The sequence below is a fragment of the Variovorax boronicumulans genome (genome assembly GCF_030812215.1).
Taxonomy (GTDB): Bacteria; Pseudomonadota; Gammaproteobacteria; order Burkholderiales; family Burkholderiaceae_C; genus Variovorax; species Variovorax boronicumulans_C.
The window spans coordinates 536,700-561,519 of the sequence record NZ_JAUSSG010000003.1; the positions used below are offsets into that span (position 1 = coordinate 536,700).

A 24,820-nucleotide genomic window follows, 5' to 3' on the forward strand; every position below is an offset into this window, starting at 1 on the left:
GGCATTGCCGGGGCACCACGAAGGGGGTGCCTGTCCTAAACTGCGGCGCACCATGCCCCCGAACCCGCGATCCACCCAGTGGGCGCAGCTTTTTGCGCTGCCCGATCAACCGGCGCTGCCGCTGCAGGCGCGCCTGCGAACCGCCGTGGTGCAGGCGATCCTCGAGGAGCACCTCGCCCCCGGCGCACCGCTGCCCTCGTCGCGCGAACTGGCGGCGCTGCTCGGGCTGAGCCGCAACACGGTGACCTCGGCGTACCTGCAACTGATCGACGAAGGTTTTCTCGAGGCGCGCCCGCGCAGCGGTGTGTTCGTGGCGCACAACGCGCGCCCGCTCTCCGCGGTGCATGCCGAGCCGCTGGTCGGCCGCAGCGGCCAGGCGAGCCAGCCGCCCGACTGGTCGGGCCGCGTGCTGCGCTCGCTGGTCGACAAACCCACGCTCTCCAAGCCCGACCGGTGGCGCGACTACCCGTACCCCTTTGTCTACGGCAACTACGACCCGCAGCTTTTCCCGACCGAAGACTTCCGCGAATGTTGCGCCCGCAGTCTGGCAAGGTCGCAGCTGCCGCACTGGACGCCCGATTTCGAGACCGACGATGTGCCCGACCTCATCGAGCAGATCCGCACCCGCCTCTTGCCCAAGCGCGGCGTGTTCGCGCTGAAGGAGGAGATCCTCGTCACCATGGGGGCGCAGCATGCGTACTACCTCTTGGCCGAGGCGCTGTTCGACGAGCAGACGCGCGTGGGGCTGGAGGAGCCCGGCCACCCGCATGCGCGCAACAGCTTCTCGCTGCGGCAGCCCAAGTGGGTGGAGGTGGATGTCGATGAAGACGGCCTCGTGGTCGATGCGCTGCCCGCCGCCGACTACCTGTTCGTCACGCCCTCGCACCAGAGCCCGACCACCGCGACGCTGAGCCTGGAGCGGCGGCAGTGGCTGCTGCGCAAGGCCGAGCTGCAGGACTTCGTGATCATCGAGGACGACTACGAGGCGGAGAACCTTTACGAAGGTGCGCCGATGCCTGCACTCAAGAGTCTCGACAAGACGGGGCGGGTGATCTATGTGGGGTCGGTGTCCAAGAGTTTGTCGCCTGCTTTGCGGCTGGGGTTCATCGTGGCGCCTCGGGCGTTGATCAAGGAGCTGCGGTTGATCCGGCATGCGATGGTTCGGCATCCGAGTGCGTTCTTGCAGCACGCGTATGCGCTGTTTCTTTCGCTGGGGCATCACGAGTCGCATGCGCGGCGGGTGAATCACGCGATGCAGGAGCGGTTGGCGATTGCGGCGCAGGCGCTGCGGGATCACTTGCCGGATTTCGAGTTCCGGCTGCCTTCGGGAGGGGCTTCGATCTGGGTGCAGGCGCCTACGTGGGTGGATGCGAATGAGCTGTCTCTCATGGCTCGCAACCATGGTGTGCTGATCGAGGCGGGGGATGTGTTCTTTGCTCGGCCTCCGTATCCTTGTCCGTTCTTTCGGCTGAGGTTGTCTTCTATTGCGGCTTCTCAGATTCCGGCTGGGATTCGGGCTTTGGGGATGGCGGTGGAGGAGCTGGCGTTGGCGCGCGGCGAGAAGCGGGCCGCGGGGCTTCGAACGCATTGAATTAATTTGTTTTCCGAGGCCGGGTCTCGCCCCGGCGGGCGACTCACTTTCTTTTGCTTCGCCAAAAGAAAGTAAGCAAAGAAAAGGCGACCCCGCTGTCTGCGACCCCTTCGCGTTGCTACGGGGCAACCAGCGGTGCTCGCGTTTCGCGGGGTCTCGCAGAACTCGCTTCGCTCAAACAGCTGCGAGCCCTGATCCGCGAAACGCTGCGCTCCTCGGCGCAGCCAGAGGGGGGTGGAGACAACCCGGGCCTTTGCTTCGCTCGGCACGAAGGGCGGACACGTGCAGCGTGTCCGCCTTGAATTGGATGTGATGGCCGGTGGATGCCGCTGGGTGTGCTGTTCCGGGCCGAGCAAAGCGACGGCCCGCGATGTCTTGAACGCCGAGCGCAGCGATGGCGTGCCGGTTCCCAAATCCCTTCTGTATGCGCCGAGGAGCGGAGCGTTTCGCGGATCAGGGCTCGCCCTTGTTTGAGCGAAGCGAGTTTGGGCGAGACCCCGCGGAACGTGAGCACCGCAGGTTGCCCGCAGCGAAGCGAAGGGACGCAGACAGCAGGGTCGCCTTTTCTTTGCTTACGTTCTTTTGGCGAAGCAAAAGAAAGTAAGTCGCCTGCCGGGGCGAGACCCGGCCTCGGAAAGAAAAAGAAATCGCATTCCTCACTAACCCCGGGACGCCCGGGCGGCCGAAAAAAAGGCCCAGACGCCCCGTCTGAGTGCCATATGCACCAGAACAAGGGTATTCACCAACAAGCTGGCTCCATCCCCCCATCCGCGCTGGTACTTCCTGGCCAGAGGCGTTGGGTGCAAAGTCGCGGCGAGATTCATCTATCTACTGGAGAAACCCGATGACCACGTCCCGCCGTCTCCCCCTCCAACTCGCCGTCCTCGCCTCCGTCCTCACGCTGTGCGGCGCCTCCTTCGCACAGCAAACCAAGGAACTCACCTTCGCCCACCAGGACATGCTGGTCCCCCTGCGCCTGGTCATGGAATCCGGCGAGGTCGAGAAAGCCACCGGCTACAAGATCAACTGGCGCATGTTCTCCGGCGGCGGCGACGTCATCCGCGCGATGGCTTCAGGCGACGTGCAGATGGGCGAAACCGGCTCCAGCCCGCTCACCGCGGCAGCCAGCCAGGGCCAGGACATCAAGCTCTTCTGGATTTCGGCCGACATCGCCAACGCCGAGGCGCTCATCGCCCGCAACGCGTCGGGCATCAACAGCATGAAGGACCTCGCGGGCAAGAAGGTGGCCACGCCCTTCGTCTCGACCGCGCACTACCAGCTCATGGCCGGCATGAAGATGGACGGCGTCGACCCCAAGAGCGTCAACGTGATGAACATGCGCCCGCCGGAAATCGCCGCCGCCTGGGAGCGCGGCGACATCGACGCCACCTTCATCTGGGACCCGGTGCTCTCCAAGATCAAGGGCACGGGCAAGACCATCGCCACCTCGGGCAGCATCGGCAAGCGCGGCGCGCCGACCTTCGAAGGCATCGTCGTCAACGCCAAGTGGGCCGCGGCCAATGAGCCTTTCATGATCGCGTTCGTCAAGGCACTGAACCGCGCCAACGAGGAATACAAGGCCACCGGCAAGAGCTGGACGCCCGATTCGCCACAGACCAAGGCCATGGCCAAGTGGACCAAAGCCGACCCGAAGGACGTGGGCGCGGCCATGGCGCTCTACACCTTCCCGACCATGGCCGAGCAGGTCTCGCCCACATGGCTGGGCGGCGGCGCGGCCAAGGCGATGGCAGGCACTGCGGCCTTCCTGAAAGAGCAAGGCCGCGTGCAGGAAGTGAAGCCCGACTACGGCGCGTACGTGACCACCGTGTACGTCGACAAGGCGATGGCCAGCAAGTAAGCAAGCAGTACCGAGATGCCCACGCTCGACATCCGCGACCTCACGGTCAACTACGCCGTCAAGGGCGGCACGCTGCAGGCGCTGGCGCCCGTCAACCTCACGATGCACGACGGCGATTTCGTCGTCGCGCTCGGTGCTTCGGGCTGCGGCAAGACGACGCTGCTCAACAGCATCGCGGGCTTCCTGCCGCCATCGACCGGCGAGATTCTTCTGGACGGCAAGCCCGTGGTCGGCCCCGGCGCCGACCGCGGCGTCGTGTTCCAGAAACACGCGCTCATGCCCTGGCTCAACGTGCGAGACAACGTGGCGCTGGGCCTGCGCCTGGCCGGCATGGGCAAGGCCGAACGCGACCGCATCGCCGAGGACAAGCTCGCGCTCGTCGGTCTGCAGCAGTACGCCGACCGCGCGGTGTACGAGCTCTCGGGCGGCATGCAGCAGCGCGTGGGCATTGCGCGCGCCCTTGCCAGCGACCCGGCCGTGCTGCTGATGGACGAGCCCATGGGCGCGCTCGATGCGTTCACGCGCGAGCAGGTGCAGGAGATCCTGCTCAAGGCCTGGTCCAAGTCGAACAAGATGGTGTTCTTCATCACCCACTCGGTGGAAGAGGCGCTGTTCCTCGCCACGCGCCTCATCGTGATGAGCCCCAGCCCGGGCCGCATCTCGCATGTCTACGACAACGTGCCGTTCTCGCGCCAATACCTCTCGCACGGCGATTCGCGCAAGGTGAAGTCCGAGCCCGAATTCATCCGCATGCGCGAAGAGGTCTTGTCGATCATTCACCATCGCGAGGCCGCCCATGCCTGAGGTCACCATCGCATCGCCCAATGCTGTTGCCGTTGCTGCCATGACGCCGCCTTCGAAACCCGCCGCATCGCCGCCGCCCGCACCCGGCGCCAAGCTCAAGACCAGCGCCTTCAAGGTGCCGGGCGAGGGCTCCAGCGTCGTCATCAGCGTGGTCACCGTCGTGGCGCTGGTCGTGCTGTGGTTCGTTGTCACCAACATGGGGTGGGTCAAGCCGCTCTTCCTGCCGACGCCGCAGGCCGTGTTCCAGCAGTTCTACGAATACCTCACCGGCCAGGCCAACGACAAGCCGCTGTGGCAGCACTTCCTGGCGAGCATGTTCCGCGTGTTCTCGGCCTTCTTCCTCGCGTGCGCCACCGCCATTCCCGTTGGCATCGCGATGGGCATGAGCCGCTTCTGGCGCGGCATCTTCGATCCGCCGCTGGAGTTTTACCGGCCGCTGCCGCCGCTTGCGTACCTGCCGCTCATCATCATCTGGTTCGGCATCGACGAACTGCCCAAGGTGCTGCTGATCTTCTTGAGCTGCTTCGCGCCGCTGGCCCTCGCCGCGCGCTCGGGCATGCGCAGCGCATCACAAGAGCAGATCAATGCCGCGTACTCGATGGGCGCGAGCTACATGCAGGTGATTCGCCATGTCATATTGCCTTCGGCGCTGCCCGACATCCTCGTGGGCATGCGCATCGCCATCGGCTTCGGCTGGACCACGCTGGTGGCCGCCGAGATGGTCGCGGCCAACATGGGCCTGGGTCAGATGGTGCTGAACGCGTCGAACTTCCTGCGCACCGACATCGTCATCATGGGCATCATCGTCATTGGCGTGGTGGCGTATCTTTTCGACCTGCTGATGCGGTGGCTCGAGCGACGCCTGGTGCCATGGAAAGGGCGCATGTAGCAGCGGACGGCATGACGGGCGACGCGGGCGGCATCGCCGGCATCGCGGGCGGGTCGCCGTGCTGCGCCATCGACTGTTCCAGGAAATCGAGCATCGCTCGCATCGCCGCGCTGTTGTGGCGGCGCTGCGAGTACGCGGCATACAACCAGTGGTCGCGCGGCATGTGCTCGCGCAGCACCGGCACCAGCGCACCGCGCTCCAGGTGCGATTGCGCCAGCGGCTCCGGCACATAGGCCACGCCCACGCCGCGCAGCGCCAGCTCGATGAGCGCCACCGCGTCGTTGGCCTCCATGCGGCTGTGCACCGGCACGTCGTATGCCTCGCCGTCGGTCACGAAGGGCAGGTGCGTGGACGGCTTGAGCGAATAGCTCAGCACGTCGTGCCGTGCCAGGTCTTCGGGCAGCTGCGGAATGCCGCGCCGCGCCCAGTAGGCGGGCGACGCGCACACCACCATCTCGAACTGCACCAGCCGGCGCACGATGAGGTTCATGTCGTCGATGCGCCCGCCCGTCAGGTGGATGTCGATGCCTTGCTCGATCAGGTCGATCTCGCTGTTGGTGAAGACGAGGCTCACATACACCTCGGGATAGAGGCGGATGAATTCGGCGATCACGTCGGACATCCAGCCCGCGATCATTCCGTTGGGCGCGCTCATGCGCAGCCGCCCGCGCGGCGTGGAGCCGTGGCCCTGCAGGTCGTTGAGCGTGTTCTCGGCCATCGCCACCAGCTCGGTGCTGCGGTCGAGCAGCACCTGGCCTGCGTCGGTGAGGCTCAGCGAGCGGGTGGAGCGGTTGAGCAGGCGCACGCCGCTGCGCGTTTCGAGCTCGGCCACATAGCGGCTGACGGTGGCCTTGGACATGCCGAGCGAATCGGCAGCGCGGGAGAAGCTACGGCGGAACGCAACTTCGCGAAATGTTTTGATGAGGTCGAGGCCGTCCATGACTGGCGCATTGTTCCAGCATCGGGGGAGGGGCCATGGACCGTAGGGGCATCCCGGGTTGACGGGCCCGGCTGGCGAGTACTGCGTGGCTATACTGCGCCGGTCATGTCAGAAAAAGGCGTGATCGGGATTGGTCTCCTGAAGCATCTCTGCGACGAAAGCCGCAGTCACCCCGCAGGGTCTGCGGCTTTGTCGTTCGTGCCTCCAGTTTTGGCGGCTCGACGGGCGGGCGCAAGCCCGGCCGGTTCTCGCAAGAGGTGCCCGGTAGACCAACCCGTCGAGCTGCCGCCTCCGATTGGTCTCGGGAGTGGTGGTTTCAGCAAACCGCACCTCTTGGAGGCCATGTATGGCTCACGCTCCCTCGTTCCCTGAATCTTTTGAAACCCCCAGCGCTGGATTGCTTGCGCTGCGGGCTTGCGATGACATCGACAGTCTTCGCGTGGTGCAGCGCGCGTATGCGTGTCTTGAAAAACTCATCGGGTCGCAGCACACGAGCGATACGGAAGAGCTTCACCCGGATCGCACGGAGCTCAGTGCGTTGGTGGGGCTGGTTAACGAGGAGTTGCTGCGGCGAATTGAAACGGCCGATGCGACGGTTCAGTCGCTGCGTGTCGCCTTGAGTGAAGGCGGTGCGCGATAAGGCGATCAACGCCAAGGCTCGATGCGCGCCAGTCAAAGGCCGCTGTGGATGCGGCTGAAAAATCAACTTTCCATGCAGAGGCTCGAAACGAGAGTCTTGCTTCGGAAAACGCCGGCCGTGGCGGCCGGCGCACCCGGTGCTCGGCAGCGTCGGTGACTCGCCTTGCAACTGGGTTCTAGAACGTCTCCCGCCCCGGGCACCTTGGGGAAAAAACATAAAAGCGCAGTAGCCAAATTGCCACAAGCCCCAAACCGACCCAAAGAAAGAAATGAATCTTTCTCGCCCGAATTGAAAGTGCAACTGCCGCAACAAGAAAAGGAAGCAGGAAGGAAAAAGAAATAAATTCAGACGATCCTTCGCCGTCATCAAGTGGCAGCGTGCAAAAAGTGAGCGCATCTTCACGCATTGCAGGATCGCTCAACATCCATTCGTATTTGTTTTTCGGCAAACCAAAAATCACCAGAATACAAAAAGCCGAATAAATTGCGCCAAAAGATAATAAAACTTTTCGCATTTTTCAGAAACTCTTGAGTAGCGAGGCAATGTGCTGCTTGTGTCGAATCATGGTTCGCCCATATGAAGAGTAAACCCTTTTTGAATTTCCAGGTGCTTGAAGATTCGAATCGACTATGTCTGCCAGGGCACGCTGGGTTCCTCTGTTGTAACGGGAGCCTGCAACAATAAATTGTTCGTCTGAAAGATTGGCGGTGTCTGCATCTGGATAGTCGTAGTGGATCAATCCATGCAGATGTTTCGCCACAATGTCCAAATTAAACGCATCCTTCTTCAAACAGGAAATGATGCGCAAGCTATCTCCAAAACTCAAGGCTGCGGGGTTCATGCCGAGTTCTTCTGCAACTGCGCGCAGCTGAATGCTCACAGCGCCAAATGAAGTTTCCAGCGGCGGCTTGCCGGTGATGGTCAAGTGTCGATTTACCCAATCGGAGCCACTCCAGTCGATGGCCCGAAGAAAAAATGCGTAGTCCTTCCATCCGTCTGGTTTACCGCCTACCTCAATCCAGGCAACGCTTGCCAATAGCTGCGGAGAAATTTTGTGTTTGCTTGCGCTGTTAATAATTTTTTGCCGATTGAAAATTATCCAGCTATCCTTGTACCTGTTCAGCGATGGGGCACCTCCGCCGAACTTCCATGTTAAAGCGTCAAATGTTGTCCATTTGGGATGGGTAACTTCATCTGGCGCGCAGTAATTCAATGGTTTCATTTTTTTCCTCCCCTTTTGGTTTGCAAAGCTCTATCGAGTTTTTAGTGCTGATGTGTGAAGCGGCACGGCTTCTGCGTCAACGGTACAACGGGGTGTGGGTTTTCCATTGAGATCTGAATGTCCTTGTTTGACATCTATCGATGCAACTGTGATTTTTATGGAGTTTCCTGATTGAATGTGTTGTTCGCCGACACGGGTGAAATGGGTGCCGAAACGTCTCTATTCATCAATTAATGACGGCGTCTTGTTTAAAGCGGACGACAGTGACACTGGCATCAATGGCTCTGCCCTCATCCAAACGCCATTCCCCTGCGTACATCTCCCAACAGCACCCACCCCGACGTGCTCTTCGAGGAGAACCCCCGTGCCCCAAGACCTCACCTCCGCCCTCCACTGGGCAGAAAAAGGCCTGATCCCCGACCCCTTCCTCCGCCGAGGCATCCGCCGCCTCCTCAAGGACCGCCTGACAGAGTTGCAGGCCGGCAACCCCTTGGCCGTCGCCGACCTCACCCAGGCCTTCCTCACCCAGATGCGCTCATCCAACCTCGCACCCCTCCCAGAAAAAGCCAACGAACAACACTACGAAGTCCCCGCCGCCTTCTTCGCTGAGGTTCTGGGAAACCACCGCAAGTACAGCAGCTGCTACTGGCCCGAAGGCACCCACACCCTCGAACAAGCCGAATCCGCCGCCCTCACCGCCACCTGCGAACGCGCCGGCCTCATCGACGGCCAGGACGTCATGGAGCTGGGCTGCGGCTGGGGCTCCCTCACCCTCTGGATGGCCGCGAAGTACCCGAACAGCCGCATCACGGCCCTGTCCAACTCCAACTCCCAACGCGAATACATCGAAGCCCAGGCCGCGCAGCGAGGCCTCGCCAACGTCCGCGTGCTCACCCGCGACATCAACGCCTTCGACACCGACGAGCGCTTCGACCGCATCGTCTCCGTCGAAATGTTCGAGCACCTGCGCAACTGGCCGCAGGCCTTCGCCAACGTCGCGCGCTGGCTCAAGCCTGAGGGCCGTTTCTTCATGCACGTCTTCGCCCACCGCGAAGCGCCGTACCCGTTCGAGGTGCGCGACGCGAGCGACTGGATGAGCAAGTACTTCTTTTCCGGCGGCATGATGCCCAGCGACGATCTCGCGCTGCACTGCCAGGACGACCTGCGCCTCTTGCGCCGCTGGCGCTGGGAGGGCAGCCACTACCAGCGCACGGCCGAGGCGTGGCTGCGCAACATGGACGCGCGCCGCGACCAGCTGCGCCCGCTGTTCCAGGCCACCTACGGCGCCGAGGCCAACGTGTGGTGGACGCGTTGGCGGCTGTTCTTCATGTCGGTGGCGGAGCTGTTCGGCTTCGATCGCGGGCAGCGCTGGTGGGTGAGCCACTACCTCTTCGAGCGCCGCGCATGACGAGCGCAGTCGGCATCGCATTCGCGGGATTGGCGTGGACCGCGCTGGTCGTGCTGCTGACCTGGCTCGCCAGCCTTGTGCGGCATGACGTGAGTCTCGTGGACCGCGTCTGGTCCGTCTGCATCGTGGGCGCGGGGCTCGTTTACTTCGCGCTGCTGCCGGGCCACACGGCGCGCGGCCTGTGCATGGCGGTGCTGGGCACGGCGTGGGCGGTGCGGCTTTGCCTCTACATCACCTGGCGCAACTGGGGGCACGGCGAAGACCGCCGCTACCAGGCGATGCGCGCGCGCAACCAGCCGGGCTTCGCGTTCAAGAGCCTGTACCTCGTGTTCGCGCTGCAGGCGGTGCTCGCGTGGATCGTCTCCGCGCCGTTCCTGCCGGGCATGGCGGCGGCGCAGCCGATGGGATGGATCGACCTCGCCGGCATCGTGCTCGCGCTGTTCGGCCTTTTCTTCGAGGCCATCGGCGACGCGCAGATGGCGCGCTTCAAGGCCGACCCCGCGAACGAAGGCAAGCTGATGGACCGCGGCCTCTGGCGCTACACGCGCCACCCCAACTACTTCGGCGAGGCCAGCGTCTGGTGGGGCCTGTGGCTCATCGCCATGGCGGGCGCAGGCTGGAGCGGCGCGTGGACCGTCGTCTCGCCGCTGCTCATGACCTGGCTGCTGCTGAAGGTGTCGGGCGTACGCATGCTCGAAGCCGACATTGGCGAGCGCCGCCCCGCGTACCGCGCGTACATCGCGCGCACCAACGCGTTCGTGCCGGGGCCGGTGCGCAAGGACGAGACACCATGAGAAGAAAAGAACACTGGCTTTTCGCGCTGACGCTGTTGGCGTGCGGCGCCGCGTCGGCGAATGGACCGGCGAGCGGCGAATGGAACTTTCGCGTGTTGCTCGACGATTCGCTGATCGGGGAGCACCGCTTCACGCTCACCGCCAACGGCGAAGAACGCAGGCTGGCGAGCGAGGCCGCGTTCGCGGTCAAGCTGCTGGGCGTCACGGTCTATCGCTACCGGCATTCGGCGACCGAGCAGTGGCGCGGCGATTGCCTGCGCCGGCTTGCCTCCAGGACGGACGACGATGGCACGCCCGAGCAGGTGGAGGCGAGCACGACCGGCGGCAGCGCGTTGGCGGTCACCACCGCCAAGGGCACGCAATCGCTCGATGGTTGCGTGATGAGCTTTGCCTACTGGAACCCCGCCATCCGCAAGCAGGAGCGGCTGCTCAATTCGCAAAGCGGCAAGCTCGAAGCGGTGCAGGTGAGCCGTGCGGGCAGCGGCACGGTGGAGGTGCGCGGCCAGCCGGTCGCGGCCACGCGCTGGCGTATCGCCACGCCGGCGCAGCCGATCGACATCTGGTACTCGGCAGAGGGCGAGTGGATCGGCCTGGACTCCACCGTGAGCGGCGGCCGCAAGCTCAGCTACCGGCTGAAGTAGACCGGGTCAACGCGAGGCAGCAGCAACCGGTGCGTCCACCGCATCCGCTGGCGACGGGCTGCGCCCGATCATCCAGGCACACAGCGCCGACACCACGCCCGCGAACAGCACGTACATGCAGATCTGCCACGGCTCGCCGCCACCCGATTTGAGCAGCGCGGTCGCGATGATCGGCGTGATGCCCGAGGCGAAGATGCCCGAGAACTGGTAGACGAAGCTGATGCCCGTGTAGCGCACCTTCGCATCGAACAGATCGCAGAACAGGGCGGCCTCGGGCCCGTACACCGAGGCATACAGGATGCCGAAGGGCACGATGATCGCGAGCCACACCAGGAGCACGTTGCCCCCGCTGTGCGTCATGAGCCAGAAGCCCGGAAAGGCCGACACCGCGGTGATGAGCGATCCCCACATGTAGACCTTGCCGCGTCCCATCTTGTCGGAGAGCCTGCCGAAGAAGGGAATGAAGAAGATCATCACCACCGCCGCCGCCATCACGCCCAGCAGCGCGTCGGTGCGGCTGATCTTGATCGTGCTGGTGAGGTAGTTGATGGAGAACACGCCGAAGATGTTGAAGAACACGCCGTCGATATACCGCGCGCCCATGCCTTTCAACACATTGCCGGGATAGCGGCGCAGCATGTCCATGAACGGAATGCGCAGCTCGGCGTTGCGCGCCTTCACGGCCGCGAACTCGGGCGTTTCCTGCACATGCAGGCGGATGTACATGCCCACCAGCACCATCACGCCGGAAATGAGGAACGCGATGCGCCAGCCCCAGGACATGAACTGCTCGTCGGTGAGCAGCGACGACAGCAGCGCCACCACGCCCGAGGCCAGGCACAGGCCAATGGCCAGCCCGATCTGCGGCAGCGATGCGTAGAAGCCGCGCTTGTTCTTCGGTGCGTATTCATACGCCATGAGCACCGCGCCGCCCCATTCGCCACCCAGGCCAATGCCCTGCGCGATGCGAAGCAGCAAGAGCAGCACGGGCGCCGCGATGCCGATCTGCGCATACGTGGGCACCAGGCCGATGAGGAAGGTGGCCACGCCCATGATCATCAGCGTGATGATGAGCATGCTCTTGCGGCCGATCTTGTCGCCGAAGTGGCCGAAGATCACGCCGCCCAATGGCCGCGTGACGAAGCCCACCGCGAAGGTCGTGTAGGCCAGCAGCACCGACACCACCGGGTCGCTGCCCGGAAAGTACAGCTTGCTGAACACGATGCCGGCCACCACGCCGTACAGGAAGAAGTCATACCACTCGATGGTGGCGCCCACCAGGGCGGAGATGACCACCCTGCGAATCGCTTTCTCGTCGGTTGCGCTCATGTGTTTGTCTCCAATGCGTTGTTGTCGGGCGGCCTCTGCGGGCCTTTGATTTCAGGAACCTCGGGCGTCCTCTCTGATCAGGTCGACGGCCTTCTCGGCCATCATCACGGCGGGGGCGTTGGTGTTGCCGGACACCAGCGTCGGCATCGCCGAACAATCGATGACGCGCAGCCCCGCGATGCCGTGCACGCGAAGGCGCGCATCGACGACGGCGAGCGGGTCGCTGCCCATGCGGCAGGTGCCGGTGGGGTGGAAGATGGTGGCGCCGTTGTTGCGGCAGAACTCGAGCAGGTCTTCGTCGCTCGCTGCCGCGGGGCCGGGCTTCACTTCGCGCTTCACGTAGGGGCGCATCGCGGGCGCATCGGCAATGGCGCGCGCGGCCTTCACGCCGGCCACGGTGGTGGCGCGGTCGAGTTCGGTGGCCAGGTAGTTGGGCTGCATCTCGGGCGGCTCGGCCGCATCGAGCGAGCGGATGCGGATGTGCCCGCGCGATTCGGGCCGCAGCTGGCACACCGACATCGTGAAGCCCGAGTACGGATGCACCTTGCCGCCTGCCATGTCGGCCGAGAGGGTGGCCACGTGGAACTGGATGTCGGGCGTGGCGGCCACGGGGTTGCCGTGTTCGTCCTTCAGCGCGCGCATGAAGCAGCCGCCCTGGTTGATGCCGACAGCCAGCGGGCCGGTGCGGTGCATGAGCCATTCCATGCCCATGCCGATCTGGCCGGCCCATGAGTTGAGCTGGTCGTTGGTGGTGATGGGCTTCGTGCACTCGTAGCCGAGGCGGATCTGCAGGTGGTCTTGCAGGTTCTCGCCGACGCCGGGCAATTCATGCACGACAGGGATGCCGAAGCGATCGAGCAGCGCGCGCGGCCCGATGCCCGAGAGCTGCAGCAACTGCGGCGACTGGATCGAGCCGGCCGAGAGCAGCACCTCGGCGCGGCAGCGCGCGGTCTTCAATTCACCGCCCTGCCGGTAGGTGATTCCGACGGCGCGCCGGCCTTCGAACACGAGCTTGCCTGCGAGCGCGTCCGTTTCGATGCGCAGGTTCGGGCGGTGCTTCGCAGGCGTGAGGTAGGCCTTCGCCGTGCTGCAGCGCCAGCCCCTGTGCGTGGTCAGCTGGTAGTAGCCAGCGCCTTCCTGCGCCGCGCCGTTGAAGTCGTCGGTGCGCGGCACGCCGGTTTGCTGCGCACCGTCGATGAAGGCTTCGATGAGTTCGTGCTTCGCTGCGATGTCCGACACCTTGAGCGGCCCGTCACCCCCGTGAAAGGCGTCGCCGCCGCGCTGGTTGCCTTCGGACCTGATGAAGTAGGGCAGCACGTCGTCGTAGCCCCAGCCGGCGTTGCCGAGCGCGGCCCAGTGGTCGTAGTCCTCGCGCTGGCCGCGGATGTAGATGAGGCCGTTGATCGCGCTCGATCCGCCCAGCGTCTTGCCGCGCGGCCAGTAGATGCGGCGGCCGTTCATGTTGGGGTCGGGGTCGGTCTCGAAGCGCCAGTTGTAGGTGGGGCTCCACATGGTCTTGCCGTAGCCGATGGGCAAATGGATCCAGAGCGATTTGTCGGGCGGCCCGGCTTCGAGCAGCAGCACGCGCGTGGTGGGGTCTTCGCTCAACCGGCCGGCCAGCACGCAGCCGGCCGATCCGGCGCCGACGACGATGTAGTCGAACTCTTCATCACGCATGCTTGGCATCCGGGGAGTGGAACAATCGCTTCCGATCCGCTGCATCCTAGGTTATTGTTTTTCGGAACGCAATGTTCCATTTTTAAGGTTTACCCGCATGCCACGAGCCGCGCGCGCGCCTGTTGAAGTGATTTCCGCCGTTCCTGTCGCCGAAGAGGCGGCCTCCGGTTCATCTGCCGAGCGCAGCCTGCGGTTGCTGGCGCTGCTGGCCAACGAGGGCAGGGCGCTGACGCTGGCCGAGTTGGCCGCGCAGCTCGGGCTGCCCAAGGGCACGGCGCACCGCATCTGCACGCAGTTGCTGGCGACGGGGTTCCTGGCGCGCGATGTGGACGAGCGCTCGTTCAGCGTCGGCCCGGCGCTGCGCAAGCTGGCGTTCGACACGCTGAACCACGGGGTGGTGCGGGGGCTGCGGCACGAGGTGCTGTCGGAGCTGGTGCGCAAGGTGGGCGAGACCTGCAACCTCACCACGCTCGATGGCGCCCAGGTGCTGTACCTCGACCGTGTCGAGGCGCAGTGGCCGCTGCGGCTCACGCTCGATGTGGGCTCGCATGTGCCGCTGCACTGCACCGCGAGCGGCAAGCTCTTCCTCGCGCAGATGCCGCAGAAGGCACGCGACGCGTTCATCGACAACCTGCCGCTGGAACGCATGACGGCGAACACGATCACCAAGGCCGATGCCCTGCGCGCCGAGTGCGACGAGATCGCGAAGCGCGGCTACTCGCGCGACCGTGAGGAGTTCATCGCGGGGCTGGTGGCGGTGGCCGTGCCGGTGCGCGATGCGGCGGGCGAAGTGCGTGCCGCGCTGGCGGTGCATGCGCCGACGGCGCGGATGTCGATGGAGGATGCAGTCAAGCGCATCGATGCGTTGAAGGCGGCAGCGGGGAAGATGAGCGGGCTGCTCTGAGCGACTCGCTCACTGCTCGTAGCAGATGTCCAGCCTGACGAGGGCGCCGCTGGCGTCGATGTGGTCGGCGCGAAAGTAATAGCGACCGCGGTAGCTGCCGAGGTGAAGGGGGATTGAGACAGGGTCGCCCCAGCTCGTCAGCGCAAAGCCTTGCCCGCGCAGCCATTGCAGCAGGGCGTCGAGGCGCTGCGGGTCTGCGTCTACGCAGATGTCGGCGTCTGCGGGCGGCGTGCCTTGCGGGTCTTTCAGCCATCGCGCGAAGCTACCGAGCAATGTGAAGGTGTGCCCTTGTGCGCGCAGGGCGTCGAGCAGTTCGGCGGTGGCTTGCAGGTCGATGCGCTCGCGCTGCTTGCGGAAGACCAGCGCGTATTCGTGGCGACGGTCAGTGCGCCCATCGGTACTGGTGTCATTACTCTCGTGCGGGTAGATGAGCACGCGCTCTTCTTCCATGATGAAGAGCGAGCCCAGGATGCGCGCGAGATCGAAGGCCAGGGGCAGCACGCGGTCGCCGAGGCGGATGTTCTGCACCATCGCAATACAGGCGCCGCCTTCGCGCAAGCCCGCGCGGGCGCGATGGAACACGCTGCGAAGGCCGTCGAGGTGTTGGGCGTAGCTCTGGCTGTCGTAGAGCTGCGAGGCCACGGGTGCGCCTGTCCAACCGCAGCCGAAGTAGGGCACGTTGGTGAGGCAGAGGTCGAAGGGCGGGAATGCGGTGTCGTCGAGCGCATCGCACGAGCCATGCAGGAGCGTCGTGCCCTGCGCGAGTGCGTGACGCGCCAGCCGCTCTCGGATGAGGTCGATGCGGCCCGCATCGACCTCGCAGCCCGAAGCCAGGCGGCCTTCGAGACGTGCCGCCAGCAACGTCGTGCCGAAGCCCGCGAACGGATCGAACACCGTGTCGCCCGGCTGTGAGAACTGACGCACGAAGGGCAGCATCTGCTCGACCCATCCGCAATCGCGACCGCCCATCGGGTCGCGTGCGCGCAGGTCGTCCGGCAGGCGGTAGCGCGGGGATTCGTGATCGAGCATCAACCAGCTGTGGCTAGCCATGGGCAAGGACCTGTTCGGAGCGGATGTCGAGCAGCACGTCATGCCCCGGCTCCCAGCCTGCGCAGAGCTGGCCATTGGCAAAGTAGACGAGCTTGTAGATGTCGCCGGTCGCATGGCGTTCATGCATCGCGCCGTAGTCGGCGCTCTCGAAGACGACGTTCAGCCCGCTCGCGGTGCGAAGGCGCAGGTTCCAGAAGTAGTAGCCCTCGGTGAGGCCTTCGAGGGACCAGGTGCGCGAGACCTCGGGGTCGTCGAGGCAGGCGGTCAGCAGGGCGTCCATCGACACGCGTTCTGCGCGCAGGTAGCGCGCGGTGGCGTTGTCGCGGTAGCCGTCGTCCAGGCGCGAGAACTCGCGGAAGACGACGGTGCCGGCGCCGCATTGCCGCGCCCACGCGAGGTACGCCGCCACGTCCTGCGGTTGCGCGACGCCGCCGCGCTGCAGGATGCATACGAGGCGCAGCGCAATCGCATCGGCCAGTTGCCGCGCAGTGCGTTCGAACACGGCCTGATCGCCGATCGCCACCTCGGGGCGGAACCGCATGATGGCCTGGTTGGTCGCGCCATCGTGGTGATGGCGGGACAGCTCCAGCCAGCTCAGCCCGAAGCCTTGCAGCGCGCGTTGCAGCATCTCGCCTTGCGGCGCGGCGAAGCCGGCGCCGTTGGTGTACAGCACGCGGTCTTCGATGGTGGGGCCATCGCTTTCGCTCGCGGTCAGCGTCTGGAGCAACTGGCGCATCCAGTCGGCGTCGTCGCTCGTTTCCAGACCCGAGAGCGACCACGAGAGCGGCACGCCGCGCAAGGCCCGCAGCACGTGGGCGAGGCCATCGAAGTAATCAGGCGCGGGCCGCAGCCGCGAGGCCGGCGTTCCGCCCTGGGTCTTGCGCAGGTTCTCCGAGCAGAAGCTGCAGCGCGCCGAACAGGGCCGCACCGACGCATACGGCGTGAAGGTGATCGGCTGCGCAAGGCGCCGCTCGACGCCGCCGATGGTGTGCGTGTGCCAGCGTGCGGCTTCGTGCGCCAGCGGAGTGCGCCGGGTCACCTGGCTCACCGAGGTGCGCAGCCGTTCGAAGAGCGGGGAGCCCGCGCTTCGTGGCAGGTCGGCAAGGGCGATTTCGAAGGAAGTGGCGGGGCGCATCGCGGGTGGTGAAAGGGCGGAAATGGCCGCAGCCGCAACGATACGACAGCGCCGTCCCCGATTGGGAATTCGTGCGCGATCTGTTAGAACCCCCCCATGCGCACCTCCCTGGTCCTTATTCCGCTGTTCTTCGCCGCCCTGGCCGCGAATGCGGACGTGGTGCGCTGCACCGATGCCAACGGCAAGATCTCCTACACCGACGGCAAGTGCCCGACGGACACCAAGCAGTCGCGGCAGGTGCAGATCGATGAGACACCCGCTCCGCCGGTGCCGGCCTTGCGTCCGCAAGCCGAGGAATCGCGCCAGCCGGCCTACACGCCGCCGCCCCCGCCGGTCGCTGCGCCCTCGGGCCCCGCCATCATTCCGCGCAACCCGGTCGCCGAGGCGCCGCCCGTCGATCCGCCGGTCTACATCCTCGGGCCCGAGCCTTACTACGACGGACCGCAGCGCCACGCGCATCGTCCGCCGCGCGTGCGCGATCCGGGACCGCCGCCCGGCCAGCGGCCGTGCCAGAACCTCGCGGGCATCAAGCGCAACAACTGCTGAAGGTTGACGGGCTCCGGCCCTGCATTCGATCCATGACTCTTTCCGCTTGCGCGCCGGAGCGCCCGCGCCACTGGACCGTCCATTGCGACGGCAGCGCCATGCCCAACCCGGGCCGCATGGGCGTCGGTGCGGTCATCACGCAGCCCGATGGCACCCGCCACACGCTCTCGCAGGCCACGCACGCCATCGGCTGCAACAACGAGGCCGAGCTGCGGGCACTGACCCTGGCCTTGAAGGAACTGCGCGCCCGCGGCGCCAGCGCCGTGGTGGCCTACAGCGACAACAGCATCCTGGTCGAGCAGCTCGGCGCGGCCGGTGCCCGGCCGATCGCGCGGCTGGCGCCGTTGTTCGACGACGCTCGCGCGCTGCTTGGCGAGTTCGAAGAGGCCCGCGTGCAGTGGATTCCGCGCCATCGCAACAGCGAGGCCGACGCGCTGGCCCGTGCCGCCCTCGGCGCGGGGCCGAAGCCGCCGCCCAAGCCCTGGAAAAAGCGGCGTTAGCTGAGAAGGTGTGAACGACCCCGTCATGCCTGAGCAGCCCGCCGGATCATTCGCACCTTCCGAGGTCCTTATCATTCGGGTCGTTCCCGAACCACAGACGCCCATGACCGAAGAAACTTCCCGCCCGCCGCTTCCCGATCACCTCTCCACCGATGCCCGCAGCCCGCATCACGTGGCCGCCGTCTTCGAATTCCCCATCGGCATTCGCTTCAACGGCAAGGAGCGGCTCGACGTGGAGGAGTACTGCATCAGCGAGGGCTGGATCAAGGTGCCGGCCGGCAAGGCGGTGGACCGCAAGGGCTACCCGCTGCTGCTCAAACTCAAGGGCACGGTCGAGGCCTACTACCGCTGAAGCCGTCGCCTCAGCGCCACTGCAGCAACAGCGACCACGGCTGGCGGCTCATGTGGCGATCGATGCACCCAGCGGCCCCGGCCGCGCATCCCTCGGGCAGGTAGCTCGGGTCCAGCAGCCGCGTGCCGGGCGCGAACGCCAGGCGCCGCAAGGTGACCGACTGGATCACGTTGCCGCCGATGGTGTCGAAGCCCGTGGCATCGACACCCACCACCACATCGCAATGCATCGGCAAGGCCTCGCCACCCGTGGGGCGCTGGGCCAGCACTTCGCCGATCCGCTCGAAGGTGTCGTAGCCCGCGCCGGTGCCTCGCGCCTGGCAGACGAGGTCGCCCACGCGCGGCGGCGTGCGCATCAGGTCGCAGGCGCGCATCGCATAGCGCGTCGGCCGGTTGGCCGCTTCGTCGAGGCTTGCTTTCCATGCGGCGCCGGCGTAGTCGGCATGCGCTTCCGAGAAAACGAATTCGTCCGCGCCGAGCCCGGCTCGCTGCGCAATCCAGCTGACGAAGGCGGCGGACCATGGCGCATCGATCACTGCGACGCGGCTCAACGCGTTGTCGATGGACTGCGGCTCGGACGAGTCGGACACGGCATCCGGGTCGGTGCCGCGAAGGCGCACGCCGGTCGCCTGCCAGTAGCCGAGCACGCGCTGCCAGGGCGCAAGGTCTTGCGCGGCGGTGCGGAAGTCCTCGGCCTCCCAGGCGCCGGCATAAGTGAGGCGGCCTTCGGCATCCATGGTCTGTGCGCCGAAGGCCTGGTGCTCCTGTTGCGCGAAGGTCGCCATGGCGAGCGCGCGGGAGGGTGGCGGGATCTGCGTGGCCGTGTCGAGGCAGCCCGGCGCGGCCGAGGCGCTGCCCGCGGCCGCCAGCAGAAAAAGAAAAACGCCCACGGCCGGGCTCTTCCATGGCAAAGAAGAGCGGGCGGTGGGCGGCGTCATGGCGGGGAGCATAGCCCGTCGGGCCGTGCTCTCCGCAGCATGCGCGCTAGTTGCAGTACTGCGCGTTCTCGTCCGTGTTGATCGGTGCCGGCGGGTCGGCCAGGAACTGCTGCACGGGCACGACCGTGGCATTGCAGTTCGCGTCCGTGGTCAGGTCGAACACATGCCAGTAGTCGGTCGACGAGGTTTCACCCGCGGGCGGCGTGAAGATCGACTGTGCGCCGCGGTTGCTCAACTCGATGCGCGCCGGCGAGCCCGTCTGGCCCGGGTCGAAGGTGCCCGAGAAGTTGCGCACGAAGAACCGGTAGGTGCGGTTCTTCGCGAGCTTGGCGAAGGTCGTCACTTCGGGGCCGAAGCTGTCGGTGTCGTCCACGTCCAGGCCGATGAAGGGGGCCGCGGCGAGCGAGCCTTTGTCGCTGTAGTAGACGTGCTCGCTGGCGTTGGCGCCGAGCGTGTGCGAGTCGAGGTCCTCGGGGTTCGCGCCCCACGTCAGCTTGACCGACACGGCCGAGCGCGTGAGTTCCAGGCAGGCGCCGAGCGAGAGGTCTCCATCGCCGATGCTCACCGTGGGTGCGTTGGAGATTTCCGTGGCGGTGTTGGCGATGACGAAGGCCGAGCTTGCGCGCTTCACCTGCACCGAGAACTCGCCGTTGGCATTGGTCAGTGCCGATGCCGCGCCGGTGTACGACTTGCCTTCGCTCATCACCAGTGCACCGCCCACGCGTTGGCCGGCCGAATCCTGCACGCAGCCGTTGACGCGCACGGTGTTGTAGATCTGGTCCGCGTTCCAGGTGGTGAAGTGCGTGACCGTGCCCTCGTAGTACTGCGACGGTGCCGTGCCTTGCAGCGTGGCCGTGCCCTCCTGCACCCACAGGCCGGTGGTGGTGTTGTAGTAGAAGAGCGGCACGCTCGGCGGCAGTGCCGTGGCGCGCGACGAAGGCGCGATGCGCACCGTGGCGTCCATGCCGGCCGCGAGGTTCAGCGGTGCGCCGTCCGCATCGACGAAGCTGGCGTCCAGCGCGCCGAAGCTCTCGATCGGCGCGGCGCCGCCGTCCGTGCCGGCGAGGTAGTTGCCGGGCATCACGTTGACGTCGCTCGCGGGGGCGATGGGCGTGACGCGCGCAGTCGCCGGGCCCGTGGGCGCGCTGCCGTCGGCGCGGCGCAGCGAGTTCGCGCGCAGCTTGACCATGGCGGTGGAGCCGGGCACGACGACGTCGTAGGCGGCCTGCGGATCGAAGTTCACCGTGACCGCCACCGGCAGCATCGGGATGTTGATGACGGTCGAGGAGCCCGAGGCCGACAGCGCGGCGGTGGCGCGGCTCTGCGGCACCATGCCGGCCTTGGTGAAGCTCAGCAGCACCGATGCGGCAGGCGCGATCTCGGTGAGGGTGTAGCTGCCATCGTCAGCGGTGACAGCCGAAGACGAACCGGTGCTGACCGTGACCTGGGCCACGCCCTTGCCGTCGAGCGCATTGGTGACGCGGCCGGTGACCTTGGCCTTCTGTTGCGGAGGCGGCGGTGGTGGCGGCTGGTTCTGATCCGGCGGCGGAAGGATGAACGGATAGTGCACGTCGCCTCCGCCACCGCCACCGCAGGCTACGACGGTCAGGACGGCTGCAGTGGCCGCCCACAGTTTGAATTTCATGGTGATCCCCTCTCTTCGATGAACGATTTGTTGAGCCGTGTCGCAGGCTCGAATCGCCAGCCGGCAGGGCTGCCCGATGGTGCGGAACGCGGGGGTGTCCTGCCAGTGCCGAAGGGCACGTGTCGAAAGACACATGCCGAAAGTCACTTCGAACGAGAGAGAGAAAGGGCTGCGGCCTGCGAACGCAGGCCGATGGCATGGCGTTTCAGGCCAGCAGGCTGAAGAGCGAACGCAGCACGCTCACCGTTGCCAGCGCGATCAGCAGGTTCAGCACGTGCTTCCTGAACTGCTCGGGCGATACGCCCTTGAACGAGCGCTGCCCCCACCAGATGCCCGCCAGCATCGCAGGCGCGAGCCACAGCGCCCACTTGAGCGTGTTCGGCCCGAGCAGGTTGCCCGACGCATGCGCGGAAGACGGCATGAGCGCGGCGGCAACCAGCGACACCACATCGCTGAAGAGCAGCAGCGCGATCAGCGTGGCGCGCAACGCGGCCGGCGCCATCTTCGCGGTGCTCAGCAGCACCGCGATGGCGATGCCGCCGATGGCCGCCACGCCGTTGATGAAGCCCGATGCCAACCCCGCCGCGAGCCGCACGCCGCGCGTGGGCACGAGCGTGACGTGCGCGCCGCCGCGCAGCAGCAGTGCAGCGGCCATCAGCAGCGCGCCGATCAGAAGGCGCAGCGGTGTCTCGGGCAGCCATGCGAGCAGCGCCACGCCAACAGGGATGCAGATCAGGTTGCCCACCATCAGCCAGCTGAGCCAGGGCATGTCGACATCGCGCGCGATGCCGCGCAGCTGGCTCAGGCTCGCGAGGATCTCCAGCATGAAGATGGCCGGCACCACGAGCGCGGGCGACACCACCAGCGACATGCCCGCCACCGTGATGGCCGAGAAGCCGAAGCCCGCGAAGCCGCGCACGATGCCGGCCGCGAACACCACGCAGAGGCTGTAGACGAGCAGTGCCGGCGCGAGCGGCGGAACCAGCAGTTCGGCCGCCGTCATGCCTCGAAGAGCGGCAGCAGCTTCAGGCGCTGCACCTTGCCCGAAGGCCCGCGCGGCAGGTCGGCGACGAAGCGGTAGTGGCCCGGCGTCTTGTAGCGGCCGAGCGCGGTGGCGCTGAAGGCGCGCAACTCGTCCTCGGTACAGGCACAGCCTTCGCGCAGCACGATGCACACGCCGATCTCCTGGCCGTAGTGGCGGTCGGGCACGCCCACGGCCGCGGCCTCGAGCACGGCGGGGTGCTGCAGCAACGCCTCGTCGATCTCGCGCGGCGCGATGTTCTCGCCGCCCTTGATGATCAGCTCCTTGATGCGGCCGGTGACGAAGAAGAAGCCGTCCGCGTCGCGGTGGCCGAGGTCGCCGGTGCGCAGCCACCCGTCGGGCGTGAAGCTCGCGCGCGTGGCCTCTTCGTTCTTGTAGTAGCCGAGCATCACGTTCGGCCCGCGAATGACGAGTTCGCCGGTGGTGCCGTCGGGCACGGCCGCGAGCGCGGCATCGACCACGCCGGCCATGCAGCCCGAGGCGCGACCGACCGAACCCAGCTTGCGCGCGGCCGGGTCCATCGGGTTGGAGAACGAAGGCGCCGCGGTCTCGGTGAGACCCATGGTCTCGACGATGCCGATGCCGAACATCTGCTCGAACGCGCGGTGGTGCTCGGGTGGCAGCGCCGCCGAGGCCGAGCGGCAGAAGCGGATGGCGAGCGTCTGGGCGAGCGGCGGCTTCGGGCCTTCGAGCAGGTACGAGATCATGGTGGGCACCACGTTGATCCAGCTGCACTGCGTCTGCGTGGCCTGCTCCCAGAATCGGCCGGCCGAGAATTTGGGCGGCATCGCGAGGCTGCCGCCGTGCGCGAGCGGGGCGAGCATGGTCACGGCGAACGCGTTGATGTGATAGAGCGGCAGCACCGCGAGCACGCGGTCTGCAGGCTGCAGCGCGTGCTCGGCGCTGATGGCATGCGCATTGGCCGCGAGGTTGCGCTGCGACAGCATCACGCCCTTGGGCATGCCGGTGGTGCCGGAGGTGTACATCAGCAGCGCGACGGCGTCGGCGGCGGGCGGTGGCGCATCGGGCGTGGCTTCGGTTTCGCCCGGCAGCGCTTCGGCTTCCGGATCGACCACGATCACCGTCACCGGCCGGTCGAAGGCCTGCACGATGTCGCGCACGCGCGCTTCCCACTCGGGCGCCACGCAGACCACGCGGCAGTCGGAGTGCGCGAGCACATAGCGCATCTGCTCGGCCTGTGACAACAGGTTGACCGGGTTCACGCAGTAGCCCGCATGCATCGCGCCCAGCAGCAGGCGCAGCGTCTGCAGGCCGTTGGGCATGACGACCGAGATCGTCTCTCCGGGTTTCGCACCGTGCCGGGCCAGCACGCCCGCCACGCGCCGGCAGCCGTGTGCGAGTTCGCCATACGTGATGTGGCGCTCGCTCTCTGTCGCTCGCGCATACACCGCGTGCGGCTGGCGTGCCGCCTGCCGCTCGATCAGCGCATGGACCGTGCCGCCTGCCGCGCTGCTCATTTCGCTCCGTGCCTGGCGAAGTAGGCGCCGAAGATCTCGTCTTCGCTCGGCACCTTCTCCGGAATCGGCCGAGACACGCGCGTGATGTTCAGGTAGTGCCGGTAGTTCATGTTGTCGGAAAAGTTGTTCTTGCCCCAGGTGCCGCAGCCCATCGAGAGCGAGAAGGGCAGGCCGTTGTCGAAGCTGCCGCCGGTGGCGATGCAGTGCGCCTGGTCGACGATCACGCGCGATACCGGGAGCGTGAGGCCCAGCGTCATCGCGCGTTCGGGCAGGGCGCTGTGCAGGCCGACCGAGTGGCCCGCGCCTTCGTAGGCGTAGATGCGCTCGACCGTGGCTGCCGCTTCATCGAAGTCGCTTGCGGCGTAGACGGCGAGCACGGGGCTCAGCTTCTCGCCCGAGAACGGATGGTCGTGGCCCACGCCGTCTTCGGCCACCATGAGGATGCGCGGATCGGTGGCTGCGATGGCGAGCCAGCCTTCGCGGTTGGCGCCAGGTACTTCTGCCGCCCGCTCCGCGATCGTGCGGGCCGATTGGCCGATGACGGCGGCCGAGAGCTTGCCCTCGGGCCACATCAGCGACTGCAGCGTGGCCTTCTGCGCGGCGGCGAGCATCACGGCACCGCGGTCCTTGAGCGCGGCGAGCATCGAGGCGCGCACCGCATCGACGATCACCAGGCTGTTCTCCGATGAGCAGCTGGTCGCGTTGTCGAAGGTCTTGGAGCGCACGATGCGTTCGGCTGCTGCGTTCACGTCGGCGGTTTCGTCGACGATGCCCGCCACGTTGCCCGCGCCCACGCCGAAGGCCGGCGTGCCGCTCGCATAGGCGGCGCGCACGTTGGCCTGCGAGCCGGTCGCCACCACCAGGTCGCACAGGCGCATCAGCTCGGCGGTCGCCTGCTTGTTGATGGGCAGGGGCAGCAGTTGCACCAGGTCGCGCGGCGCCCCGATGCGGTCGAACTCCGCGTGGATGAATTCGATGAGCCGCGCCGCCGTCGACCAGCCCTTGGGCGAGGGCGCGACGATGACCGCATTGCGGCCCTTGAGTGCATTGATGATCTTGTTGGCCGGTGTCGCGCCCGGGTTGGTCGAGGGCGTGACCGCGCACACCACGCCCACGGGCCGCGCGATCTCCACGATGCCACGCGCCGGGTCTTCGCCGATCACGCCGACCGAGCGCGCGCCGTGCAGGTCGCGCAGCAGGCCGAAGGTTTTCCGGTAGTTCTTGCGGACCTTGTCCTCGACGTTGCCCACGCCGGTGTCGGCCACGGCCAGTTCGGCCAGCTCGCGGTTGCGCGCCGGCTCGATGATGGCCCAGCCGGCCGCGACCACGGCGGTGTCGACCTGCTCCTGCGACCAGGTTTCGTAGATGCGCTGCGCGGCGCGGGCGCGCGCCACCAGTTCGGCGATGGGGGAAGAGAGGGTTGAATGTTCCATGGATC

At 66.3% G+C, this 24,820-nt stretch carries 24 protein-coding genes; 12 read left to right on the top strand and 12 right to left on the bottom strand.

Features of this window, described 5'->3' with window-relative positions; translation table 11 throughout:
• Nucleotides 1-52 precede the first annotated feature (52 nt).
• The 4 genes from pdxR (at nt 53) to J2W23_RS11730 (ending at nt 5,142) form a co-directional block, all read left to right on the top strand.
• The gene (gene pdxR / locus J2W23_RS11715) at nt 53-1,591 is read left to right on the top strand and encodes a MocR-like pyridoxine biosynthesis transcription factor PdxR (RefSeq protein WP_307648839.1); all 1,539 of its coding nucleotides are present in this window, start codon (nt 53-55) and stop codon (nt 1,589-1,591) included.
• An 844-nt stretch (nt 1,592-2,435) separates the two neighbouring features.
• Nucleotides 2,436-3,449: a taurine ABC transporter substrate-binding protein gene (gene tauA, locus J2W23_RS11720; RefSeq protein WP_307648840.1), complete on the top strand. Its 1,014-nt coding sequence runs from the start codon at nt 2,436-2,438 to the stop codon at nt 3,447-3,449.
• A gap of 15 nt (nt 3,450-3,464) precedes the next feature.
• Nucleotides 3,465-4,253: a taurine ABC transporter ATP-binding protein gene (locus tag J2W23_RS11725; RefSeq protein WP_176659782.1), complete on the top strand. Its 789-nt coding sequence runs from the start codon at nt 3,465-3,467 to the stop codon at nt 4,251-4,253.
• 40 nt (nt 4,254-4,293) lie between these two features.
• Nucleotides 4,294-5,142 (top strand): ABC transporter permease subunit, encoded by an 849-nt coding sequence (locus J2W23_RS11730; protein WP_307648883.1) that lies wholly within the window; start codon nt 4,294-4,296, stop codon nt 5,140-5,142.
• On the opposite strand, the gene J2W23_RS11735 is transcribed toward J2W23_RS11730, so the two are convergent.
• Nucleotides 5,060-6,082 (bottom strand): LysR family transcriptional regulator, encoded by a 1,023-nt coding sequence (locus tag J2W23_RS11735; RefSeq protein ID WP_307648841.1) that lies wholly within the window; start codon nt 6,080-6,082, stop codon nt 5,060-5,062. The two genes, J2W23_RS11730 and J2W23_RS11735, sit on opposite strands and share 83 nt — an antisense overlap.
• Nucleotides 6,083-6,428: 346 nt before the next feature.
• Here J2W23_RS11735 and J2W23_RS11740 point away from each other — a divergent pair, with 346 nt between their 5' ends.
• Nucleotides 6,429-6,722, top strand: a complete 294-nt coding sequence (locus J2W23_RS11740; RefSeq protein WP_307648842.1) for a hypothetical protein — start codon at nt 6,429-6,431, stop codon at nt 6,720-6,722.
• Between the two features lie 175 nt (nt 6,723-6,897).
• Here J2W23_RS11740 and J2W23_RS11745 read toward each other — a convergent pair whose 3' ends face one another.
• Nucleotides 6,898-7,236 carry a DUF2645 family protein gene (locus tag J2W23_RS11745; RefSeq protein WP_307648843.1) on the bottom strand — a complete coding sequence of 113 codons (339 nt, stop codon included), beginning with the start codon at nt 7,234-7,236 and terminating at the stop codon, nt 6,898-6,900.
• 3 nt (nt 7,237-7,239) lie between these two features.
• Nucleotides 7,240-7,944 carry a hypothetical protein gene (locus tag J2W23_RS11750; RefSeq protein WP_307648844.1) on the bottom strand — a complete coding sequence of 235 codons (705 nt, stop codon included), beginning with the start codon at nt 7,942-7,944 and terminating at the stop codon, nt 7,240-7,242.
• Between the two features lie 364 nt (nt 7,945-8,308).
• Between J2W23_RS11750 and J2W23_RS11755 the strand changes: the two genes are divergently transcribed.
• The 3 genes from J2W23_RS11755 to J2W23_RS11765 are packed head-to-tail and all read left to right on the top strand — an operon-like array spanning nt 8,309 to nt 10,787.
• A complete protein-coding gene (locus tag J2W23_RS11755; protein ID WP_307648845.1) occupies nt 8,309-9,352 on the top strand; it encodes an SAM-dependent methyltransferase in 1,044 nt (347 codons plus the stop codon).
• Nucleotides 9,349-10,146: a DUF1295 domain-containing protein gene (locus J2W23_RS11760; protein WP_307648846.1), complete on the top strand. Its 798-nt coding sequence runs from the start codon at nt 9,349-9,351 to the stop codon at nt 10,144-10,146. The genes J2W23_RS11755 and J2W23_RS11760 overlap by 4 nt, the downstream gene beginning before the upstream one ends.
• Nucleotides 10,143-10,787, top strand: a complete 645-nt coding sequence (locus tag J2W23_RS11765; protein WP_176659791.1) for a DUF6134 family protein — start codon at nt 10,143-10,145, stop codon at nt 10,785-10,787. The genes J2W23_RS11760 and J2W23_RS11765 overlap by 4 nt, the downstream gene beginning before the upstream one ends.
• Before the next feature lie 6 nt (nt 10,788-10,793).
• On the opposite strand, the gene J2W23_RS11770 is transcribed toward J2W23_RS11765, so the two are convergent.
• Both J2W23_RS11770 and J2W23_RS11775 read right to left on the bottom strand, forming a co-directional pair.
• Complete coding sequence (locus J2W23_RS11770; RefSeq protein ID WP_176659792.1) at nt 10,794-12,116, bottom strand: MFS transporter; 1,323 nt, start codon at nt 12,114-12,116, stop codon at nt 10,794-10,796.
• A 51-nt stretch (nt 12,117-12,167) separates the two neighbouring features.
• Nucleotides 12,168-13,793 carry a GMC family oxidoreductase gene (locus J2W23_RS11775; protein ID WP_307648847.1) on the bottom strand — a complete coding sequence of 542 codons (1,626 nt, stop codon included), beginning with the start codon at nt 13,791-13,793 and terminating at the stop codon, nt 12,168-12,170.
• A gap of 97 nt (nt 13,794-13,890) precedes the next feature.
• On the opposite strand from J2W23_RS11775, the gene J2W23_RS11780 reads away from it, so the two are divergent.
• Nucleotides 13,891-14,697 carry an IclR family transcriptional regulator gene (locus tag J2W23_RS11780; RefSeq protein ID WP_176659794.1) on the top strand — a complete coding sequence of 269 codons (807 nt, stop codon included), beginning with the start codon at nt 13,891-13,893 and terminating at the stop codon, nt 14,695-14,697.
• A gap of 9 nt (nt 14,698-14,706) precedes the next feature.
• Here the strand turns inward: J2W23_RS11780 and J2W23_RS11785 are convergent, their stop codons facing one another.
• On the bottom strand, nt 14,707-15,747 hold the full coding sequence (locus J2W23_RS11785) for a DNA methyltransferase (RefSeq protein ID WP_307648848.1): 1,041 nt from the start codon (nt 15,745-15,747) through the stop codon (nt 14,707-14,709).
• Nucleotides 15,740-16,882 (bottom strand): hypothetical protein, encoded by a 1,143-nt coding sequence (locus J2W23_RS11790; RefSeq protein ID WP_307648849.1) that lies wholly within the window; start codon nt 16,880-16,882, stop codon nt 15,740-15,742. The genes J2W23_RS11785 and J2W23_RS11790 overlap by 8 nt, the downstream gene beginning before the upstream one ends.
• Nucleotides 16,883-16,978: 96 nt before the next feature.
• Between J2W23_RS11790 and J2W23_RS11795 the strand changes: the two genes are divergently transcribed.
• From J2W23_RS11795 to J2W23_RS11805, 3 genes are all read left to right on the top strand, one after another.
• Nucleotides 16,979-17,428 carry a DUF4124 domain-containing protein gene (locus tag J2W23_RS11795; RefSeq protein ID WP_307648850.1) on the top strand — a complete coding sequence of 150 codons (450 nt, stop codon included), beginning with the start codon at nt 16,979-16,981 and terminating at the stop codon, nt 17,426-17,428.
• Between the two features lie 32 nt (nt 17,429-17,460).
• Entirely contained in the window at nt 17,461-17,928 is a 468-nt protein-coding gene (locus J2W23_RS11800; RefSeq protein WP_307648851.1) for a ribonuclease HI family protein, read from the top strand.
• A gap of 103 nt (nt 17,929-18,031) precedes the next feature.
• Nucleotides 18,032-18,280: a DUF3297 family protein gene (locus J2W23_RS11805; RefSeq protein ID WP_042582123.1), complete on the top strand. Its 249-nt coding sequence runs from the start codon at nt 18,032-18,034 to the stop codon at nt 18,278-18,280.
• Nucleotides 18,281-18,290: 10 nt separating this feature from the next.
• Here the strand turns inward: J2W23_RS11805 and J2W23_RS11810 are convergent, their stop codons facing one another.
• The 5 genes from J2W23_RS11810 to sauS form a co-directional block, all read right to left on the bottom strand.
• Nucleotides 18,291-19,217, bottom strand: a complete 927-nt coding sequence (locus J2W23_RS11810; RefSeq protein WP_307648852.1) for a DUF2272 domain-containing protein — start codon at nt 19,215-19,217, stop codon at nt 18,291-18,293.
• Nucleotides 19,218-19,263: 46 nt separating this feature from the next.
• Nucleotides 19,264-20,862 carry a carboxypeptidase regulatory-like domain-containing protein gene (locus tag J2W23_RS11815; protein WP_307648853.1) on the bottom strand — a complete coding sequence of 533 codons (1,599 nt, stop codon included), beginning with the start codon at nt 20,860-20,862 and terminating at the stop codon, nt 19,264-19,266.
• Nucleotides 20,863-21,067: 205 nt separating this feature from the next.
• Nucleotides 21,068-21,865: a sulfite exporter TauE/SafE family protein gene (locus J2W23_RS11820; RefSeq protein WP_307648854.1), complete on the bottom strand. Its 798-nt coding sequence runs from the start codon at nt 21,863-21,865 to the stop codon at nt 21,068-21,070.
• Entirely contained in the window at nt 21,862-23,382 is a 1,521-nt protein-coding gene (locus J2W23_RS11825) for an AMP-binding protein (protein WP_307648855.1), read from the bottom strand. Before J2W23_RS11825 ends, J2W23_RS11820 begins: the two co-directional genes overlap by 4 nt.
• Nucleotides 23,379-24,815, bottom strand: coding sequence for an acylating sulfoacetaldehyde dehydrogenase (sauS, locus tag J2W23_RS11830; protein WP_307648856.1), 1,437 nt, complete (start codon nt 24,813-24,815; stop codon nt 23,379-23,381). Before sauS ends, J2W23_RS11825 begins: the two co-directional genes overlap by 4 nt.
• Between the last annotated feature and the right edge of the window lie 5 nt (nt 24,816-24,820).

Bases quoted from the DNA above. Each gene is read 5' to 3' on its own strand.
- pdxR (WP_307648839.1), top strand. From the start codon at position 53: ATGCCCCCGAACCCGCGATCCACCCAGTGGGCGCAGCTTTTTGCGCTG.
- tauA (WP_307648840.1), top strand. From the start codon at position 2,436: ATGACCACGTCCCGCCGTCTCCCCCTCCAACTCGCCGTCCTCGCCTCC.
- J2W23_RS11725 (WP_176659782.1), top strand. From the start codon at position 3,465: ATGCCCACGCTCGACATCCGCGACCTCACGGTCAACTACGCCGTCAAG.
- J2W23_RS11730 (WP_307648883.1), top strand. From the start codon at position 4,294: ATGACGCCGCCTTCGAAACCCGCCGCATCGCCGCCGCCCGCACCCGGC.
- J2W23_RS11735 (WP_307648841.1), bottom strand. From the start codon at position 6,082: ATGGACGGCCTCGACCTCATCAAAACATTTCGCGAAGTTGCGTTCCGC.
- J2W23_RS11740 (WP_307648842.1), top strand. From the start codon at position 6,429: ATGGCTCACGCTCCCTCGTTCCCTGAATCTTTTGAAACCCCCAGCGCT.
- J2W23_RS11745 (WP_307648843.1), bottom strand. From the start codon at position 7,236: ATGCGAAAAGTTTTATTATCTTTTGGCGCAATTTATTCGGCTTTTTGT.
- J2W23_RS11750 (WP_307648844.1), bottom strand. From the start codon at position 7,944: ATGAAACCATTGAATTACTGCGCGCCAGATGAAGTTACCCATCCCAAA.
- J2W23_RS11760 (WP_307648846.1), top strand. From the start codon at position 9,349: ATGACGAGCGCAGTCGGCATCGCATTCGCGGGATTGGCGTGGACCGCG.
- J2W23_RS11765 (WP_176659791.1), top strand. From the start codon at position 10,143: ATGAGAAGAAAAGAACACTGGCTTTTCGCGCTGACGCTGTTGGCGTGC.
- J2W23_RS11770 (WP_176659792.1), bottom strand. From the start codon at position 12,116: ATGAGCGCAACCGACGAGAAAGCGATTCGCAGGGTGGTCATCTCCGCC.
- J2W23_RS11775 (WP_307648847.1), bottom strand. From the start codon at position 13,793: ATGCGTGATGAAGAGTTCGACTACATCGTCGTCGGCGCCGGATCGGCC.
- J2W23_RS11780 (WP_176659794.1), top strand. From the start codon at position 13,891: ATGCCACGAGCCGCGCGCGCGCCTGTTGAAGTGATTTCCGCCGTTCCT.
- J2W23_RS11785 (WP_307648848.1), bottom strand. From the start codon at position 15,747: ATGGCTAGCCACAGCTGGTTGATGCTCGATCACGAATCCCCGCGCTAC.
- J2W23_RS11790 (WP_307648849.1), bottom strand. From the start codon at position 16,882: ATGCGCCCCGCCACTTCCTTCGAAATCGCCCTTGCCGACCTGCCACGA.
- J2W23_RS11795 (WP_307648850.1), top strand. From the start codon at position 16,979: ATGCGCACCTCCCTGGTCCTTATTCCGCTGTTCTTCGCCGCCCTGGCC.
- J2W23_RS11800 (WP_307648851.1), top strand. From the start codon at position 17,461: ATGACTCTTTCCGCTTGCGCGCCGGAGCGCCCGCGCCACTGGACCGTC.
- J2W23_RS11805 (WP_042582123.1), top strand. From the start codon at position 18,032: ATGACCGAAGAAACTTCCCGCCCGCCGCTTCCCGATCACCTCTCCACC.
- J2W23_RS11810 (WP_307648852.1), bottom strand. From the start codon at position 19,217: ATGACGCCGCCCACCGCCCGCTCTTCTTTGCCATGGAAGAGCCCGGCC.
- J2W23_RS11815 (WP_307648853.1), bottom strand. From the start codon at position 20,862: ATGAAATTCAAACTGTGGGCGGCCACTGCAGCCGTCCTGACCGTCGTA.
- J2W23_RS11820 (WP_307648854.1), bottom strand. From the start codon at position 21,865: ATGACGGCGGCCGAACTGCTGGTTCCGCCGCTCGCGCCGGCACTGCTC.
- J2W23_RS11825 (WP_307648855.1), bottom strand. From the start codon at position 23,382: ATGAGCAGCGCGGCAGGCGGCACGGTCCATGCGCTGATCGAGCGGCAG.
- sauS (WP_307648856.1), bottom strand. From the start codon at position 24,815: ATGGAACATTCAACCCTCTCTTCCCCCATCGCCGAACTGGTGGCGCGC.